This is a genomic window from Pseudorhodoplanes sp., assembly GCF_035565855.1.
In the GTDB taxonomy this organism is placed as follows: Bacteria; Pseudomonadota; Alphaproteobacteria; order Rhizobiales; family Xanthobacteraceae; genus Pseudorhodoplanes.
In genome coordinates, this window is sequence record NZ_DATMRX010000062.1 from 1 (window position 1) to 14,642 (window position 14,642).

At 63.0% G+C, this 14,642-nt stretch carries 19 protein-coding genes; 11 read left to right on the forward strand and 8 right to left on the reverse strand.

Annotated elements, in window-relative coordinates; genetic code table 11:
- Positions 1 to 654: YHS domain-containing protein (locus VN004_RS03550; RefSeq protein ID WP_325607088.1), on the reverse strand; the 654-nt coding region annotated here is incomplete at its 3' end.
- A gap of 46 nt (positions 655 to 700) precedes the next feature.
- On the opposite strand from VN004_RS03550, the gene VN004_RS03555 reads away from it, so the two are divergent.
- Positions 701 to 976, forward strand: a complete 276-nt coding sequence (locus VN004_RS03555) for a metal-sensitive transcriptional regulator (RefSeq protein WP_325607090.1) — start codon at positions 701 to 703, stop codon at positions 974 to 976.
- 30 nt (positions 977 to 1,006) lie between these two features.
- On the opposite strand, the gene VN004_RS03560 is transcribed toward VN004_RS03555, so the two are convergent.
- From VN004_RS03560 to VN004_RS03570, 3 genes are read right to left on the reverse strand one after another with little or no spacing between them, the layout of a single operon-like run.
- Complete coding sequence (locus VN004_RS03560) at positions 1,007 to 2,032, reverse strand: methionine synthase (protein ID WP_325607092.1); 1,026 nt, start codon at positions 2,030 to 2,032, stop codon at positions 1,007 to 1,009.
- A gap of 48 nt (positions 2,033 to 2,080) precedes the next feature.
- The gene (locus VN004_RS03565) at positions 2,081 to 3,268 is read right to left on the reverse strand and encodes an FAD-dependent monooxygenase (RefSeq protein WP_325607094.1); all 1,188 of its coding nucleotides are present in this window, start codon (positions 3,266 to 3,268) and stop codon (positions 2,081 to 2,083) included.
- Positions 3,269 to 3,286: 18 nt separating this feature from the next.
- Positions 3,287 to 3,535: a zinc-finger domain-containing protein gene (locus tag VN004_RS03570; protein ID WP_325607096.1), complete on the reverse strand. Its 249-nt coding sequence runs from the start codon at positions 3,533 to 3,535 to the stop codon at positions 3,287 to 3,289.
- 237 nt (positions 3,536 to 3,772) lie between these two features.
- Here VN004_RS03570 and VN004_RS03575 point away from each other — a divergent pair, with 237 nt between their 5' ends.
- From VN004_RS03575 to VN004_RS03595, 5 genes are all read left to right on the forward strand, one after another.
- On the forward strand, positions 3,773 to 4,906 hold the full coding sequence (locus tag VN004_RS03575; RefSeq protein ID WP_325607098.1) for a hypothetical protein: 1,134 nt from the start codon (positions 3,773 to 3,775) through the stop codon (positions 4,904 to 4,906).
- Positions 4,907 to 4,942: 36 nt separating this feature from the next.
- Positions 4,943 to 5,695, forward strand: coding sequence for an alpha/beta hydrolase (locus VN004_RS03580; RefSeq protein WP_325607100.1), 753 nt, complete (start codon positions 4,943 to 4,945; stop codon positions 5,693 to 5,695).
- Between the two features lie 9 nt (positions 5,696 to 5,704).
- Positions 5,705 to 6,613 (forward strand): alpha/beta hydrolase, encoded by a 909-nt coding sequence (locus VN004_RS03585; protein ID WP_325607102.1) that lies wholly within the window; start codon positions 5,705 to 5,707, stop codon positions 6,611 to 6,613.
- Between the two features lie 155 nt (positions 6,614 to 6,768).
- Positions 6,769 to 7,590, forward strand: a complete 822-nt coding sequence (gene cysE, locus VN004_RS03590; protein ID WP_325607104.1) for a serine O-acetyltransferase — start codon at positions 6,769 to 6,771, stop codon at positions 7,588 to 7,590.
- A gap of 163 nt (positions 7,591 to 7,753) precedes the next feature.
- Positions 7,754 to 7,966 (forward strand): DUF3126 family protein, encoded by a 213-nt coding sequence (locus tag VN004_RS03595; RefSeq protein WP_325607106.1) that lies wholly within the window; start codon positions 7,754 to 7,756, stop codon positions 7,964 to 7,966.
- Between the two features lie 64 nt (positions 7,967 to 8,030).
- Here the strand turns inward: VN004_RS03595 and VN004_RS03600 are convergent, their stop codons facing one another.
- Complete coding sequence (locus tag VN004_RS03600) at positions 8,031 to 8,768, reverse strand: hypothetical protein (protein ID WP_325607108.1); 738 nt, start codon at positions 8,766 to 8,768, stop codon at positions 8,031 to 8,033.
- Positions 8,769 to 8,937: 169 nt separating this feature from the next.
- On the opposite strand from VN004_RS03600, the gene VN004_RS03605 reads away from it, so the two are divergent.
- The 3 genes from VN004_RS03605 (at position 8,938) to VN004_RS03615 (ending at position 10,230) form a co-directional block, all read left to right on the forward strand.
- Positions 8,938 to 9,264, forward strand: a complete 327-nt coding sequence (locus tag VN004_RS03605; protein ID WP_325607110.1) for a DUF6949 family protein — start codon at positions 8,938 to 8,940, stop codon at positions 9,262 to 9,264.
- Positions 9,265 to 9,293: 29 nt separating this feature from the next.
- Positions 9,294 to 9,824: a gamma carbonic anhydrase family protein gene (locus VN004_RS03610; protein ID WP_325607112.1), complete on the forward strand. Its 531-nt coding sequence runs from the start codon at positions 9,294 to 9,296 to the stop codon at positions 9,822 to 9,824.
- A 157-nt stretch (positions 9,825 to 9,981) separates the two neighbouring features.
- Positions 9,982 to 10,230 carry a PilZ domain-containing protein gene (locus VN004_RS03615; RefSeq protein ID WP_325607114.1) on the forward strand — a complete coding sequence of 83 codons (249 nt, stop codon included), beginning with the start codon at positions 9,982 to 9,984 and terminating at the stop codon, positions 10,228 to 10,230.
- A gap of 337 nt (positions 10,231 to 10,567) precedes the next feature.
- On the opposite strand, the gene VN004_RS03620 is transcribed toward VN004_RS03615, so the two are convergent.
- The 3 genes from VN004_RS03620 to VN004_RS03630 form a co-directional block, all read right to left on the reverse strand.
- The gene (locus tag VN004_RS03620) at positions 10,568 to 11,155 is read right to left on the reverse strand and encodes a transglutaminase-like cysteine peptidase (RefSeq protein WP_325607123.1); all 588 of its coding nucleotides are present in this window, start codon (positions 11,153 to 11,155) and stop codon (positions 10,568 to 10,570) included.
- A 381-nt stretch (positions 11,156 to 11,536) separates the two neighbouring features.
- Positions 11,537 to 12,169, reverse strand: coding sequence for a PilZ domain-containing protein (locus VN004_RS03625; RefSeq protein ID WP_325607116.1), 633 nt, complete (start codon positions 12,167 to 12,169; stop codon positions 11,537 to 11,539).
- A gap of 78 nt (positions 12,170 to 12,247) precedes the next feature.
- The gene (locus VN004_RS03630) at positions 12,248 to 12,811 is read right to left on the reverse strand and encodes a PAS domain-containing protein (RefSeq protein ID WP_325607118.1); all 564 of its coding nucleotides are present in this window, start codon (positions 12,809 to 12,811) and stop codon (positions 12,248 to 12,250) included.
- A gap of 375 nt (positions 12,812 to 13,186) precedes the next feature.
- On the opposite strand from VN004_RS03630, the gene VN004_RS03635 reads away from it, so the two are divergent.
- Together VN004_RS03635 and VN004_RS03640 are read left to right on the forward strand one after the other, a co-directional pair.
- Positions 13,187 to 13,933, forward strand: a complete 747-nt coding sequence (locus tag VN004_RS03635; protein ID WP_325607120.1) for a rhomboid family intramembrane serine protease — start codon at positions 13,187 to 13,189, stop codon at positions 13,931 to 13,933.
- 124 nt (positions 13,934 to 14,057) lie between these two features.
- Positions 14,058 to 14,489: a CBS domain-containing protein gene (locus tag VN004_RS03640; protein WP_325607122.1), complete on the forward strand. Its 432-nt coding sequence runs from the start codon at positions 14,058 to 14,060 to the stop codon at positions 14,487 to 14,489.
- The last annotated feature ends 153 nt before the right edge of the window (positions 14,490 to 14,642 follow it).

Here is a 14,642-nt window from a genome sequence, read left to right on the forward strand (position 1 = left end):
CGGCGCGAAGGTGGCGATCACGCTGTAGAGCCACGCAACGCCGGTCCCGAGCGCGATGAGCGTGAACATGTTGAGGTTGCGGGTGACAATTGATTGCCAGCCGCGCACGAAGAACGGCCAGCCGGCCCACAGCACAACCGGAGTCGCCAGCGCGAATTGCACGATGTTCGACCAGGGCTGCGGCATAAGGCCATGCCCGCCTGTCAGGTGCGATCCCATTTCCAGCGCAAAGACGGGAAGGGCGAGCGCCAATCCGACCCAGAATCTGCGGGTCATGTCGGCGAGTTCGGGATTGGGACCGGTGTCAGCCGTTGCGAGCTCGGGTTCGAGCGCCATCCCGCAGATCGGGCAGGATCCGGGACCGATCTGGCGGATCTGCGGATGCATGGGGCAGGTGTAGATCGTGCCCTCCGGCACCGGCTCCGCCTGGCGTTTTTCCGGCGAAAGGTACTTGTCGGGTTCGGCGATGAATTTGGTCCGGCAACCCGCCGAACAGAAATAATAGGGCTGGCCGTGATGGACGTGGCGGTGCTTCGCCGTGTGCGGATCGACCGTCATGCCGCAAACCGGGTCGCGTTCGGTCGCACCCGCAGGCGCATATCCCGCGTGTGCGTCCTTCGACTGGCAGCAGGCGTGATGACCGTGACTGGCCATGGCAGTCTCTCTTGTAACCTATACCCGGTAGGGGTATATAACGGTCATGCATGACGAAGCCAAGAGCAAGGTCACGAAAAGATTGCAGCGCATCGAGGGGCAGGTGCGCGGTCTTGCGCGCATGGTCGACGAGGACCGTTACTGCATCGATATCGTGACGCAGATTTCGGCGGTGCGCGCCGCCTTGCGGCGGGTGGAGGAAGAGATTTTGCGCGATCATGTCGCCCATTGCGTCGAGGATGCGATTGCCTCGGGCAACCGCGCCGATCAGCGCCAGAAGATCGCGGAATTGATGGCGGTGCTTGGCCGCGCTGACCGCTAGCTCAGCTGCTTTTGTGAAAGCGAAACCGATCTAGCCGTGCCGCTGCCGTGCGAGCCTCGCGCCGGCGGCCAACGCCTTCAGTTTGCCCTCGGCGACAGCGCGGCTCATCGGCGCCATCCCGCAATTGGTGCAGGCAATGATCCGCTCCTTCGGAACATATTGCATCGCGGCTTCGATCGTGGCCGCGACCTCCTCCGGCGTTTCGACGACGTCGCTTGCGACATCGATCGCACCGACCAGGACGTCCTTGCCTTTCAGCAATGAGAGCAGGGACAGCGGCACTCTCGAATTGCGGCACTCCACCGAGACCTGATCGATCCGGCTTCCCGCCAGCGCCGGGAAGATCTGCTCGTATTGCCGCCACTCCTCGCCGAGTGTGTTCTTCCAATCGACATTCGCCTTGATGCCGTAGCCATAGCAGATGTGCACGGCGGTCTTGCAGGAGAGCCCGGCGCTCGCCCGGTGAAGCGCCTCGATACCCCAGTCGGTGACTTCGCCCATGAAGACATTGAAAGCCGGCTCGTCGAATTGAATGACATCGACGCCGTCCGCTTCGAGCGCACGCGCCTCCTGGTTCAGGCAATCGGCGAAGGCGAAAGCCATCTTGACGCGATCGCCGTAATGACGGTCGGCGATCGTGTCGGCGATGGTCATCGGACCGGGCAGGGTGAATTTCAGCTTGCGTGCGGTGTGAGCGCGTGCAGCTTTCGCTTCCATCTCGTGAACGCGCCCCTTGAGCTGCAGCGGCGCGATCACCACCGGCACCATCGCTTTGTAGCGGTCGGCGCGGATTCCCATCTCGACCTTGTTCTTGAAATCGATCCCGCCGATGCGCTCCAGAAATCCGTGTACGAAATGCTGGCGCGCCTGTTCACCGTCGGAGACGATGTCGATCCCGCAATCCTCCTGCAGCTTCACGGCGAGGATGGTAGCGTCGCGCTTGCCTTCGGTCAGTGTGTCGCCTTGCAAGCGCCAGCCGGCCCAGAGCTTCTCCGGTTCGGCAAGCCAGGACGGTTTCGGCAGACTGCCCGCGATCGTGGTTTCGAACATGAGCATCCCCGCTATCCCGGTGTTGTTGATCAAGCCGATCGCATGGTGTCAGGATCAGTCCGGACGCCAATCATAGAGCCAGTCGTAGCGGGCGCGAAGCCGCTCTCCGCCCATCAGCCGCATCGTCATGTTGCGGGCGAGCGCCGCAAAGCCCGCCATGTGATAGGTGCGGCTGTTGGCGCGTGCTTCCTGCTGGACCCGTTTGACGCGCGCATGGCGGATCGCTTCGTAGCGCCGCAAGGCGGGTTCAGGATCGGTGCTGGGCGAGGCGAGGCAGCGCGCCAGCACCGCGGCATCTTCAATGGCCATTGCGGCGCCCTGCGCCAGAAATGGCAGCATGGGATGCGATGCATCGCCGATCAGCGTGACTGGCCCGTGCCCACGAAAGCCTGGCTCCTCGCGGTCGAACAGCGCCCATTTCAGCCAGCTCTCCGGAATTTCGACGAGCGCGCGCGCGGCCTTCGGCCAGCGTCTGAACCGACGCAGCAATTCGTCACGTGAACCGGGGGCTGACCAGCCCGGCGCTTTCCAGCGGTCGCGCACGATCGCCACCACGTTGATCAGGGTCCCGCCGCGCACGGGATAATGGACGAGATGCGCGTTTCCCCCGAGCCACAGCCGTGTCACCGGCTGCCGGAACTCTTCCGGGACGACCGATGCCGGGATGAGTGCGCGCCACGCGGTCCGCTCGCGAAACACCGGCTTCGATGGATCGCCGAGCCGCGTTCGGATCGTGGACCACAAGCCATCGGCGCCGATCAGGATCGGTGCGCGCTCCTCGGTCACACCGCGTGCGTCGCGGAGCTGCGCGGTAACGCCATGGGCATGGACCGCGAAATCCTCGATCCGGGCCCCGAGCTTGAGTTCGATGTCCGGGTGCTCGGACACGGCCTGCGCAAGCGCGGCCTGCAGGTCGCCGCGATGCAACATCCAGTAGGGCGCGCCGTAGCGAAAGGCGAAAGCGGGGCCCATCGGCATGTAGGCGATTTCGGCGCCACTGCGTGCGCTGCGGATCGAAAGGCCTGCCGGGACGACGGCGGTGGCGGCGAGGCGGTCCGTGACGCCGAGCGCTTGCAGAACATGCGTTGCATTGGGGGAGAGCTGGATGCCCGCGCCGACGTCGCTCAGTGCGCTGGCCTGCTCGGCGATCAAGACGCGATAGCCGATGCGACTAAGGGTCAGCGCCGCTGTCAGTCCGCCAATACCGGCTCCCGCGATCAGAATGGTCCGCGAGGATGCCACGTCGGCGCGGGAAGGGACTTAAGCCGCCTGTGGCGCGGTCCAGGCGCAGTCGGCGGGCCGTGATTCATCCGGATCGAGCTTCGGATCGTAGCGATAGAGGGTGGAGCAATATTCGCAGATGATCTCGGTATCGTCGCCCATATCGCAGAAGATGTGGGGGTGATCGAAGGGCGGGCGCGCCCCGATGCACATGAATTCCTTCGAGCCGATCTCGATGACGGCGACGCCGGCTTCATTGTGGAAATGCGGAACGACGTGATCGGCCATCGTTGCTAACCCCGGAATTCTGGTCGGATTCGAACTGTTGCGCGGCACCATAGCGGCGCGGGTATCTGAATCAATGCCGTTAACCAGGAACTCGGCCTGCGGAAACCGAGACGGGTGCCAGCGGTTATGCGCACGTCTCCTTGAAATGTCCGAAAAACTGCAACATCTCACTTTAAGGGCTGATCCGGGGCTGCGAGACCCGTTCCGATGCATATCCCACAACCACCGGCCGGACCGATGCGGGCGGCCCTGATCCGCATGCGGCTGCTGATGATTGCGGCCGGGATTTTCGGCATCGGGGCCTTGGCGTTGCTGCCGCCGGCCATCGAGGCGGGCTGGCTGCTGCTGGTCCAGGACGAGCCTGCAGAGCTTGCCGACCGCAAGCTGGCGCGCAGCTTCGACAGCGCCGCGGCAACCCGCGAGATCGAGGCCGCGCTCGCCGCCGATGACGCCGATCTCGCCAGGAGCTTCGTCGAACTCGCACGCGACCGTAAGGTCGCGCTTGCGCCTGACCTTGTCGCAAGGGTCGATGCCGCCGTCGAACAAGCGGCGAGTACGCTCAAGACGGCCGAGAATTTTACCCGCGGCCTGATCGTTGGCGAACCGGACGATCTTGTGAGCCTCGCCGGGACCGCGCTCGGCGACCTGTTTGTGTTCGGCGATATCCGCGATGCGGTTCGCGAAGGCTCGCGCTACGCGCAGGGCAAGGAGGTCGATCATCTGATCCTCGGCCTCTCGGCGGTGGGGATCGCGGTCACCGCCGGCACCTATGCGTCACTTGGCACAGGCGCCCCCGCGCGGGTCGGTCTTTCGCTGGTGAAGGCGGCCCGCAAGACCGGACGGCTTTCCGCGCGGATGGCGGAATCGGTCGGTCGCACCCTGCGGTCGGTGATCGACGGGCCGGCGTTGCGCAAGGCGGTCGATGGCATGTCGGTGACCAATCCGGCAATGACCGCCCGTGCGGTGCGCGAGGCGGTGAAGATCGAGAAGGCCGACGACCTGTTCCGGATGACTCGCAATGTCGGCGAGGTCCAGGCCAAGGCCGGGGCGCGGGCCGCGCTCGACGGGTTGAAAATCTCGGATTCGCCGCGCGAGATGGCCCGGGTTGCCAAGCTTGCCGAAAAGGAAGGCGGCAAGACCCGGGCAATCCTCAAATTTCTCGGCCGTGGCGCAATCGCTTTGACGGTCGCGGCCTTCGACCTGTCGCTCTGGGTCTTGTGGGCCGCTCTGACCCTGTTCGGCTTCGTTTCCGCCGCCAAGGGGGCGGTCGAGCGGGCCACGTGGCGAGGTCTGCAACGCCGGAAGGTCCGCCGCGCGAAACGCGAAGTCGAGCGTCAGCGGCGCTTGGCAACCGCTGCGGCTCAGGGGTAGGTTCCGCCCGCTTTCGCAAAGGCCGCACATTTCGACATGCCAAGTTTCCGGAACGGTCCCGTCGAGATCGCCTACCTCGACGAGGGGAAGGGCGATCCCGTTGTCCTCATTCACGGCTTCGCCTCGAACCGCGAGGTCAACTGGGTCTATCCCGGCTGGGTCTCGACCCTGACCGGTGCCGGACGCCGTGTAATCGCGCTCGACAATCGCGGGCACGGGCAGTCCACCAAACTTTATGACCCCGCGGACTATCGCACCGCGCTTATGGCCGAGGACGCTCGCGCGCTACTAGACCACCTGAAGATCGAGAAGGCCGACATATTCGGCTATTCGATGGGGGCCCGCATCACGGCCTTTCTGGCGCTGGCCCATCCGGAGCGGGTCCGCTCGGCGATCCTCGGCGGGCTCGGCTACAAGCTGATCGATGGCGTCGGCCTGCCCGAAACCATCGCGGAGGCGCTGGAAGCGCCGTCGCTCGCCGAGGTCACCGACCCGATGGCGCGAACCTTCCGAAGCTTTGCCGAACAGACCAAATCCGACCGCCGCGCTCTTGCTGCATGCATTCGGGGATCGCGGCAGGTGTTGTCGGAGGAGGAAGCCGGGAGGATCGCGGTCCCGACGCTTGTGGCGGTCGGAACCAAGGACGACGTCGCCGGCCCTGCCGGCAAGCTCGCGGCCATCATGCCGAACGCCCGCGCATTCGATATTCCCGGCCGCGACCACATGCTCGCGGTCGGCGACAAGACGTTCAAGGCCGCAGTCTTGCAGTTTCTGGCCGAAAGGGCTTAGGCGATATCCATGACCAAGCATGTCGCGCCGCAAACGGCGATCTTCACCGGAGCCAACGGCAACAAGCTCGTCAGCGATGTCTTCGGCGACCAGGGGCAGCCGGTCATGCTGCTGCATGGTGGCGGCCAGACGCGTCACGCCTGGCGCGCAACGGCGGCCCAACTCGCGCGTCGCGGCTGGATTGCCTATGCGATCGACCAGCGCGGCCATGGCGATTCCGAGTGGGTTGCCGATGGGGGCTATCAGTTTCCGCATTTCGCCAGCGACGTGAAGGCGTTGGCGGACGAACTCACGCGACAACACGGCATCAGGCCGGCGGCGATCGGTGCTTCGATGGGAGGCATTGCCTCGATGCTCGCCGAAGGCGAGACCTTCCGCGATAGCGGCGAGCATGTGCTGGCTTCACTGGTGCTGGTCGATATCACGCCGCGTGTTGATTATGAGGGCGTCGACAAGGTGCAGGGTTTCATGCGTGCGCATGCCAAGGAGGGCTTTGCCACGATCGAGGAGGCGGCGGACGCCGTGGCGGAATATCTGCCGCATCGTCCCCGCCCGAAGAGCACTGAAGGCCTCAAGAAGAATCTGCGGCTCGGCGCCGATGGGCGCTGGCGCTGGCACTGGGATCCCCGGTTCATGGAAGGCCGCAAGAGCTTCGATCCGGACCGCAAGCGCCTCGAGGCATCGATGCTGGACGCGGCGCGCAACATCAAGGTGCCGGCCATGCTGGTGCGGGGCGGTTCTTCGGAGCTCGTGCAGGAGGCCCACGCCCGCGAATTTCTCGAACTCGTGCCGCAGGCCGAATATGTCGATGTGGGCGGAGCGCGGCACATGGTTGCCGGCGACGCAAACGATCACTTCGCTTCTGCGGTGGTCGATTTCCTCGACCGATCGCGGTCGAAAGCCGGGCCGCTTCCCTGAACAGTTGCGGGCGTCCGGACCGGTAGCGAGGGTCGTAGAAAATTATTCTACAGACATGCGTGATCCGCAGCGCCAATCCAGCGAAATTGCAGGGTGGCGGAGATCATTTTCAACCTTTATGTGTTAGCTGCGAAAACCGAAAGGCGAGGCGTGGCATGGCCCATTATCAAGTGAAGCCGGCAAACACGGTCGGGAAGGTCGATCCGGTCTGGGCAAAAGTCCGCGAGGAGGCCGAGGCGATTGTGCGCGCCGAGCCTGCACTCGCGAGCTTCATCTACTCGACGATCCTGCACCATGACACGCTGGAAGCGGCCGTCGTGCATCGCGCGACCGAGAGGCTCGATCACCATGATGTCTCGGGCGAGATGATCCGGCAGGCCTATTCGGATGCTTTGTCGGACGAACCTTCGATCGGCGATGCTTTCCGGGCCGATATCGTTGCGACCATCGATCGCGACCCGGCAACCGACCGCTTCATCGAGCCTGTGCTGTATTACAAGGGCTTTCACGCCATAGTCACCCATCGCCTCGCACATTGGCTTTATCGCAAGGGCCGCAAGGATTTCGCGCTCTATCTGCAGAGCCGGTCCTCCGCTGTCTTCCAGTGCGACATCCACCCCGCCGCGAAGATCGGCCGCGGGATTTTCCTCGACCACGCCACGGGACTCGTGGTGGGAGAAACAGCGGTGATCGATGACGACGTCTCGATGCTGCATGGCGTGACGCTCGGCGGCACCGGGAAGGAAGATGGCGATCGTCATCCCAAGATCCGGCGCGGCGTCCTGATCGGAGCCGGTGCGAAGATTCTCGGCAATATCGAGGTCGGGCATTGCGCGCGCATTGCCTCGGGCTCGGTGGTGATCAAGCCGGTGCCGAACAACGTCACGGTCGCGGGTGTGCCGGCGCGTGTGGTGGGGACGGCCGGCTGTGCCGAGCCGTCGCGGCGCATGGACATGCTGTTCGACATCGGCAACTGAGACTTTTCACATTTCCGGCTTTGCGTCAGGCCGCGTCTGCCGTATTGAGCCTTGGAATGCGTGGGCGTCCGCCTGCGTTCAATTGCGCGTGGCGATGCGACATTGGATTGTCGAACGGCCGTCGCGCTCCGGCAACACATGAACCGCAGGAGAGGGGGCGCTCGTGGACGTCCAGGAAATCAAGAAGCTCGACGCGTATCTGAAGCGGCTGTTCGACAATCCGAGAATCCGTGTGGTGCCGCGCCCGAAGAAGGACGACTCCGCCGAAGTCTATATCGGCGAAGAGTTCATCGGCGTGCTGTTCCTCGACGATGAGGACGGCGACAAGTCCTACAATTTCAACATGTCGATCCTGGATACCGATCTGGAGCCCTGATCGAACATCAAGGGCCGGTGAGCCACCGACCCGGCGAGACGGGCAAATTACGTCGGCGCGGATTCTATCGATGGGATCCGCGCAGCTGCCTGATCAACGTCTCCAGTCGTTCCGACACCGTTGACCAGTCCGACAGCCAAGCCCTGGGAAAGCGGGCGGTGAGATCCGCCTGCTCGATGCGGCGCTCGAACAGGCACATTCCGATCGTCGTGCCTGTAGCGGCATCCTGTGTACAGCGAACCATGAAGCGACCCGGATTGCGGTCGTCATAGATGATGTCCTCGCCCTGATACGGCGTGCCCTTCCGGAAGGGCCGGAGCGTCAGGCCGTCAGGCGTCGTGGACAGGCTGGAGTCCAGGTAGCGCGGATAGATCGTGTTGAATCGCTCGAGCGGCGGCAGCGTGTTGCCGTAGGCGCTCACCGTGACAAAGATCCGGTCGATAGCGTGCGAGGAGGCTGCAGGTCCCGGCTTAACGGCGGGATCCGGCGGCGTCAGTGACGGCCACAGAAACACCAGATCGACCCGCTCCTGCGTTCCCGGCTTCCGCTGGACCTTGTTGCGGATAGCGGCGGGCGGAATGTTGAAATTGACGCCGTTGACCGTAATCGGCAGCGAGGGGGCATCGACGGTGAGGTCCGCTGCCGGCCAGCGCGGCCACAGAATGTAGGCGACCCAGCTTCCGGCGGCGATCACGCCTGCGGCGAAGAGAGCAATGGGCAGCCACAGCGTGCCACGCGGCCGCCGCCTGCCGCGGCGTTTTGGCCGCGGATAGGGGGCTTGATGCGTGTGCGCCATCGTCATGACGGTTCCCCAGCCGTTCGCGAATCAAGCGCGAGTATAGGCGCGCCCGCTTAAGGCGCGCCGCGATAAGATTTTTCGTCCGTTTACCCTTTTTTAACGAAGCGGTGGCGCGGCCCGGCGCGCTTTGTCACATGGAGGCGTTGTTCGAGTGATCCGGAGTTGAACGATCGTGTCTGCGGGAGCGCTGCATTCCCTTTATGTTCTTCTGCTGGGATTTTCCGTCGCCGGGCTGCTTTCAACGGGATACCAGCTCGTGATGGCGCGGCCGGCATCCTTCAACATCTTCGGCGACGGAACAGGGCCTGCCGCGGCAGCCCATGTTCCATTCCTTGTGTTTGCCGCCCCGTTCATTCTGATCCGGGATGCCATCATGTTGCGCAGGCCCGGTGTGGAGAATTTCCTGACCGCCATGGTCGCAACCGTCGTCGCCGGATGCTGGAGTCTCCTCTCCGGAAAATTCGTTATGGTGGTGGTCGCGGCGCTCGGAATTGGCTGAGCGCATCCGTCTCTGGTGAAAGTGCGACTATGCCGATCTATGCGCTCGAGGGGCAGGCCCCCGAATTTCCCGACGACAAGCGTTACTGGGTGGCCGACACCGCCGTGCTGATCGGCAAGGTGCGGTTGAAGAGCGAAACCAGCGTCTGGTTCGGCGCGGTGCTGCGCGGCGACAACGAATGGATTGAGCTTGGCTCGCGCTCGCAGATCCAGGACAACGCGACGGTACACACCGACCCCGGGTTTCCGGTCACCATCGGCGAGAATTGCGTCATCGGTCACCAGGTCCTGCTGCATGGCTGCACCGTCGGCAACAACAGCCTGATCGGCATGGGCGCCATCGTGTTGAACGGCGCGCGCATCGGCAACAATTCGCTGGTCGGCGCGGGCGCGCTGGTCACCGAAGGAAAGTCATTCCCGGACAATTCGCTGATCGTCGGCTCGCCGGCGCGCGTCATTCGCAGCCTCGACGAGAAGGCCATTGCGCAGATTCGTGCGGGCGCCGATGTGTATGTTCGCCGCTCGCGCGACTACGCCACGGGTCTGAAGCAGATCGGCTGAACCTGCCGATATCCGGCGAGTTCGCCCTGAAGTCAGTGCCCCGGGACGAATAGCGTTAACTTACCGTCAACGGCGTCTGGCCCGATTACGCGATCGCATTTATTTCGAATTAGAACGGTCGGCTTAGGTTGCGGTCAAATTTCTTCGGACCGCTGTCATGCTGGAACGGCGCAAATCGCAACGTCAGAGGACGTCACACTCAGGCTCGATCAGCTTTGGCGTGGCGGGCATCGTCGATTGCGCGATTCTCGACATGTCCCATGCGGGAGCATGCCTCGAATTCGAATTCCGGCCGGTCTTGCCGAAAGGCTTTTCCGTGATCATCAAGCCGGACTATATCCGGCGCAGTTGCCGTCTGGTCTGGCAATCGCAATCGCGGGTTGGCGTCGAATTCGTTCGAAGCTAATGACGCCTCGTCGCTGCCCCAGTGCTGGTTCGAATGCCAGCGATCTCTCCGCAAAGAAAAGCGGACGGTCTTCGGCAATCGTGATGCGTTGACGCATGTCCGAGATTTCTGATCCGCCTCATCACTTGATTTCGTGAGTCCGTCTCGGGTGGCGTCCTGCGATCCGCAGGCATGTCCAAGGGGGGCCGACATCCGGAATTTGTTCGGCTGATCAATGCGCAAAAAGATGCGGCCGGCTCTTGGGGGGAGAGCCGGCCGCCACGAGCCCGGTCTGGGACGGGGAGGGGTGGGGGACGTGACCGGGATCGCGTTTTCTATGCCTCGTTCTTCACTGTCTTCAGCGTGAGGTTGCGGTCGACATGGTCGGCCGCGGATCGCCAAGCGAAATCCAGACATTCTGGTCGTGCTGCGACTGCCGCTTCACGAACCGGTAATTGGTGTCCGACCACAGCAGGATGTCGGGATATTGGTTGTCCAGAATGAACTCGCCCTTGTCGGTCTTCACGGTGAGAACCGCGTGACCGTCGCCGTTGCGCTCACGGACCACGGTGATCAGCAATGCTTCGCGCGGCCAGCCGGCCTGGATCAGCATGCGACGCTTGAGCAGCACATAATCTTCGCAATCGCCGCGACCGGTGTCGGGATAGGACCATTTCTCCACGACACCCCACTGGTCGAGATCGGTGATCGGCTTGATCGTCTCGTTGACCCACTTGTTGACACGAACGAGATCTTTCCACGCCTTGGTGGTGAGAATCACATCGCGCGGCGCCGACGGTGCGGTATTGCATTCGCGCGGATTGTCTGAACAGAATTCGACCCATCCGATGGGGGGACGAGCGGTCTCGCCGACGGAGACGAAGAGCGGGCGCGGAGCTGCGGTTGCTGCACTTCCAAATGCAATTAAGCACCCTGCTGCGGCTATTCTTGCGCTGCCGCTTATGTTGAGGAGAACTCGTCGCACCGCGTGACCCTTCCCTTATCGTTGGGTCACACTTCGCACAAAGATTTTGAGGTGCCGCTAAGTCGAGCATCCGCCTTTGAAGCGAAAGCGACTAAAGAGAGCGACAAATTTGCGATTCACTTGAATCGAAATCGATTAAAATTGAATCGATCTTGGGTTCGATCTGTGTCTACGCATGATGCCGACATGTCCTCATGGCTTGAGAAATATCGCATTCTTGCGTGTCAACAATGCGGCGGAAGGCTCGCAACCACGACAACAAGGTCCGGACGTTGCGAGGCCCAAACCGCGCGTCTTTGCTGACTCTTGAGCCGGGGAAGGGATTAAGCGTCCGGTGGGCGTTTACCCGGCGGTCACGCTTTCTTCAAGGAAGTCCGGATGCTGCAGCCGCAGAAACTCTACGGCGAAGCCTTCGTCGAGGTGACGGACTACGCGGCCTTGCACCTTGCCGATGGTGACAAGGGCGCCGAGCGGGGGCCGCTGATCGGTTGCGACCGCGGCGCCCGAGAGCGAAACGTCGATCAGCCGGCAGCCGATATTCACGCCATTCGGCAGCACCAGCATCGTCATCGGATTGCGCGGCGCGAAGCGGCCGTGCCTGCGGTCTTCCGGGGAGGCGAGCAGATGCCGGTTCGCAAGCCAGGTGAGCTGGGCGGCAAGCTTGTCGCGCTTGCGGGCGGTGGCTGCAATCGTTGACGCAAAACCGTTGTCGAAATGGCGGGTGCAAACGCCCTCGAGACGGCCGACGTGATCGATATAGGCGATCACCCGTTCGCCGATCTGCGGGAAGACCGGCGCGAAAACCGCCATGCCTCCCGGCGACATGTTCACCACTTGGCATGGGTATTCACGGCGATCGCCGAGCATGTAACGGCCCAGCAGATTCACCTTCACGCGCTGGAAGCGCCGGCGTTCTTCGCTATGCGGAAGAATGCGAGTCTGCGCCTGAGCGAGATGGCCGAAGGTTGCTGCCATGATGCCGATGTCGAACTCGCCGCCCGCGTGTCATTGCACACTACGGTTAAAACCTATTGAAGCGTCCTTAACGGAGAGTTAGCCGTGAAAAATTCGTGATATCCACGGCTGGCCGAAATAATTCGCGGCGCACCGGTCAGAAGCCTCGTGTTCCACGACGCCAGGCCGCGTAATCTCATCAATCGTCAACGTCGTGAGCGGGCGCGTGCCAAGCCAGTACGGTCGCGTGACGGCCGCGAACGCACCAAGGATGCGGGGCGGGCCGTCGGCAACGCTCAGCGGCAGGGCGACCATGTCCAGGTCGATCGTCTCTCCGTCCGGATTGTGCCCGATGACGCTAACCGTCGCCGGCTCGAGATCGGCGATGACGGCGGCGATAAGATCGCGGACGCGCTCCTGCTGGTCCGCGGCCCAAAGCCGGTCGAAGCGCGTGCGGCTCAGTTCCGCGCCGAACATTGCGCAGACCGAGGTCCCTGCGATCTGGAATGGATATCCGTGTCCCGGAGCGAAGCTCAGGACAAAGGTATGGGGCAAGCACGATCGGATCGCGCCCGGATCGATATCGTTGCGCGCGGGCGCAGGCCGACTGCCGCGCAGCGCGTCCCAGTATTCGAACAGGTCTTGTGTCGCCCGTCGTTTCATGGATCACATCTTGGGGTGCGGGCAGCGAATCTGTTCCGAACCGGAACAGAGTGGAGCCGAACCGTTGCCGTTGGCGAAGGGGGTGCATGACGCGTGCCTGCAGCCGTGCACACCGCCGGGGCGTTATCGTTAACAAGAGGTTACGGAGGTCACTGCCGCCCGGTGCCGGTAGGGTGCCGGCGCAATAAGTCCCGAGCCCAATTGGCTCGCGACGCAGGGGACGTGACGGTGCGATCTTCGCGCGCCGCGCGTCGGGACCGCGCATGGGGAGAGCCGCACAGGGCTCTCCCCATCGTGTTTTTTGTGCCGCTTTGCTTCGATTTGACTTGAAGTTGCGGTTCAGGCGGGTGACTAGGGCGACGGATACACCCGCCCATGCAATCTTCTTCGTCCCGCGAACCGATCTTCAACGTCCCAGGCGTGCTCATCGCAACCTTGGCGGTGCTTTTCCTCGTCCATGCGGCCCGGTCGCTTCTCTCGGAGCCCGCCGATGTCGAAGTGCTGCTGATGTTCGCGTTCATTCCGGCGCGCTACGAAACCAATATTCTTTCCGGAGCTGCATGGCCCGGCGGTACGGCAGCCGATGCGTGGACGTTTATCACCTATGCCTTTCTGCATGCCGACTGGATGCATTTGCTGTTCAATTCGGTGTGGCTGCTGGCTTTCGGAACGCCGCTGGCGCGCCGCTTCGGCGCTATGCGTTTCCTCGCCTTCTGCGCGGTGTGCGCGGCAGCCGGTGCGCTTGCACATTTGCTGACACATTTCGGACAATTGGCGCCGATGATTGGTGCGTCCGGAGCGATTTCCGGAACCATGTCCGGCGCGATGCGGTTCGCATTTCAGCGCGGCGGGCCGCTGTCATTCGGCGGATCACATTCGTCTTACCGGGTCCCGGCGCTTTCGCTGGTCGATACCTTCCGTGATCCGCGCGTCCTCGTGTTTCTCGCGGTGTGGTTCGGCCTCAATCTTCTGTTCGGCATCGGCTCTGTTTCGATCACCGGTAACGAACAACCGGTTGCATGGCAGGCGCATGTCGGCGGGTTCATTGCCGGACTGGTATTATTCAGCTGGTTCGATCCGGTCGGAGTTGCATCACAACGGGACGAGCGCGACGCGGCCTGATGCATTGCAGCAAGCTTGCCGCTGGCAAACTCCGCATTCTCGTGGAACACTCAAGCTAGCGTCCGGTTGAGATGCATTGCGCGGGTTCTGCCCGTCGCGGGGCCCGCTTCGAAAGGAGGCGTCCATGATCGTTAAGTCGATCCTCTCCGCCAAGGGCCGCGATGTTGCGACGATCGCACCCACCGCCACGTTAGCGGAAGCCACGAAGATCCTGTCAGAGCGAAAGATTGGAGCGCTGGTCGTGACCGGTGCTGGCGGCCGCATCATCGGGATTCTTTCGGAACGCGACATCGTTCGTGCCCTGGCGCAGCACGGCGGCGAAGCGCTGCAGCTGCCATTGACGGATGTCATGACCCGCAAGGTCGTGACCTGCACGCCGAGGGATACGGTCGCGGTGCTGATGGAGCGAATGACCGCGGGCAAGTTCCGGCATCTTCCTGTAACGGATGACGGCGCGCTCACAGGGATCATTTCGATCGGCGATGTGGTGAAGTACCGGCTGACCGAACTTCAGTTCGAACAGGACGCGATGCGCGATTACATCCAGACGGCTTGAGGGTATCCAGCAAATACAACGCGACGCGATCGCCTCAGGTGAGGGCGGCGATCGCGTCGTTGATGTCAGGGATCGCACGCTCGGCGGCCTGAACGCCGATCTCGATCGCTTCCTTCGCACGATGAAAGTCGAATAGTCCGACCTTGCCGCAGC

Coding starts and splice junctions, on each gene's coding strand:
- VN004_RS03555 (WP_325607090.1), top strand. CDS start 701: ATGCATGACGAAGCCAAGAGCAAGGTCACGAAAAGATTGCAGCGCATC.
- VN004_RS03560 (WP_325607092.1), bottom strand. CDS start 2,032: ATGCTCATGTTCGAAACCACGATCGCGGGCAGTCTGCCGAAACCGTCC.
- VN004_RS03570 (WP_325607096.1), bottom strand. CDS start 3,535: ATGGCCGATCACGTCGTTCCGCATTTCCACAATGAAGCCGGCGTCGCC.
- VN004_RS03575 (WP_325607098.1), top strand. CDS start 3,773: ATGCGGGCGGCCCTGATCCGCATGCGGCTGCTGATGATTGCGGCCGGG.
- VN004_RS03580 (WP_325607100.1), top strand. CDS start 4,943: ATGCCAAGTTTCCGGAACGGTCCCGTCGAGATCGCCTACCTCGACGAG.
- VN004_RS03585 (WP_325607102.1), top strand. CDS start 5,705: ATGACCAAGCATGTCGCGCCGCAAACGGCGATCTTCACCGGAGCCAAC.
- cysE (WP_325607104.1), top strand. CDS start 6,769: ATGGCCCATTATCAAGTGAAGCCGGCAAACACGGTCGGGAAGGTCGAT.
- VN004_RS03600 (WP_325607108.1), bottom strand. CDS start 8,768: ATGACGATGGCGCACACGCATCAAGCCCCCTATCCGCGGCCAAAACGC.
- VN004_RS03610 (WP_325607112.1), top strand. CDS start 9,294: ATGCCGATCTATGCGCTCGAGGGGCAGGCCCCCGAATTTCCCGACGAC.
- VN004_RS03615 (WP_325607114.1), top strand. CDS start 9,982: ATGCTGGAACGGCGCAAATCGCAACGTCAGAGGACGTCACACTCAGGC.
- VN004_RS03625 (WP_325607116.1), bottom strand. CDS start 12,169: ATGGCAGCAACCTTCGGCCATCTCGCTCAGGCGCAGACTCGCATTCTT.
- VN004_RS03630 (WP_325607118.1), bottom strand. CDS start 12,811: ATGAAACGACGGGCGACACAAGACCTGTTCGAATACTGGGACGCGCTG.
- VN004_RS03635 (WP_325607120.1), top strand. CDS start 13,187: ATGCAATCTTCTTCGTCCCGCGAACCGATCTTCAACGTCCCAGGCGTG.
- VN004_RS03640 (WP_325607122.1), top strand. CDS start 14,058: ATGATCGTTAAGTCGATCCTCTCCGCCAAGGGCCGCGATGTTGCGACG.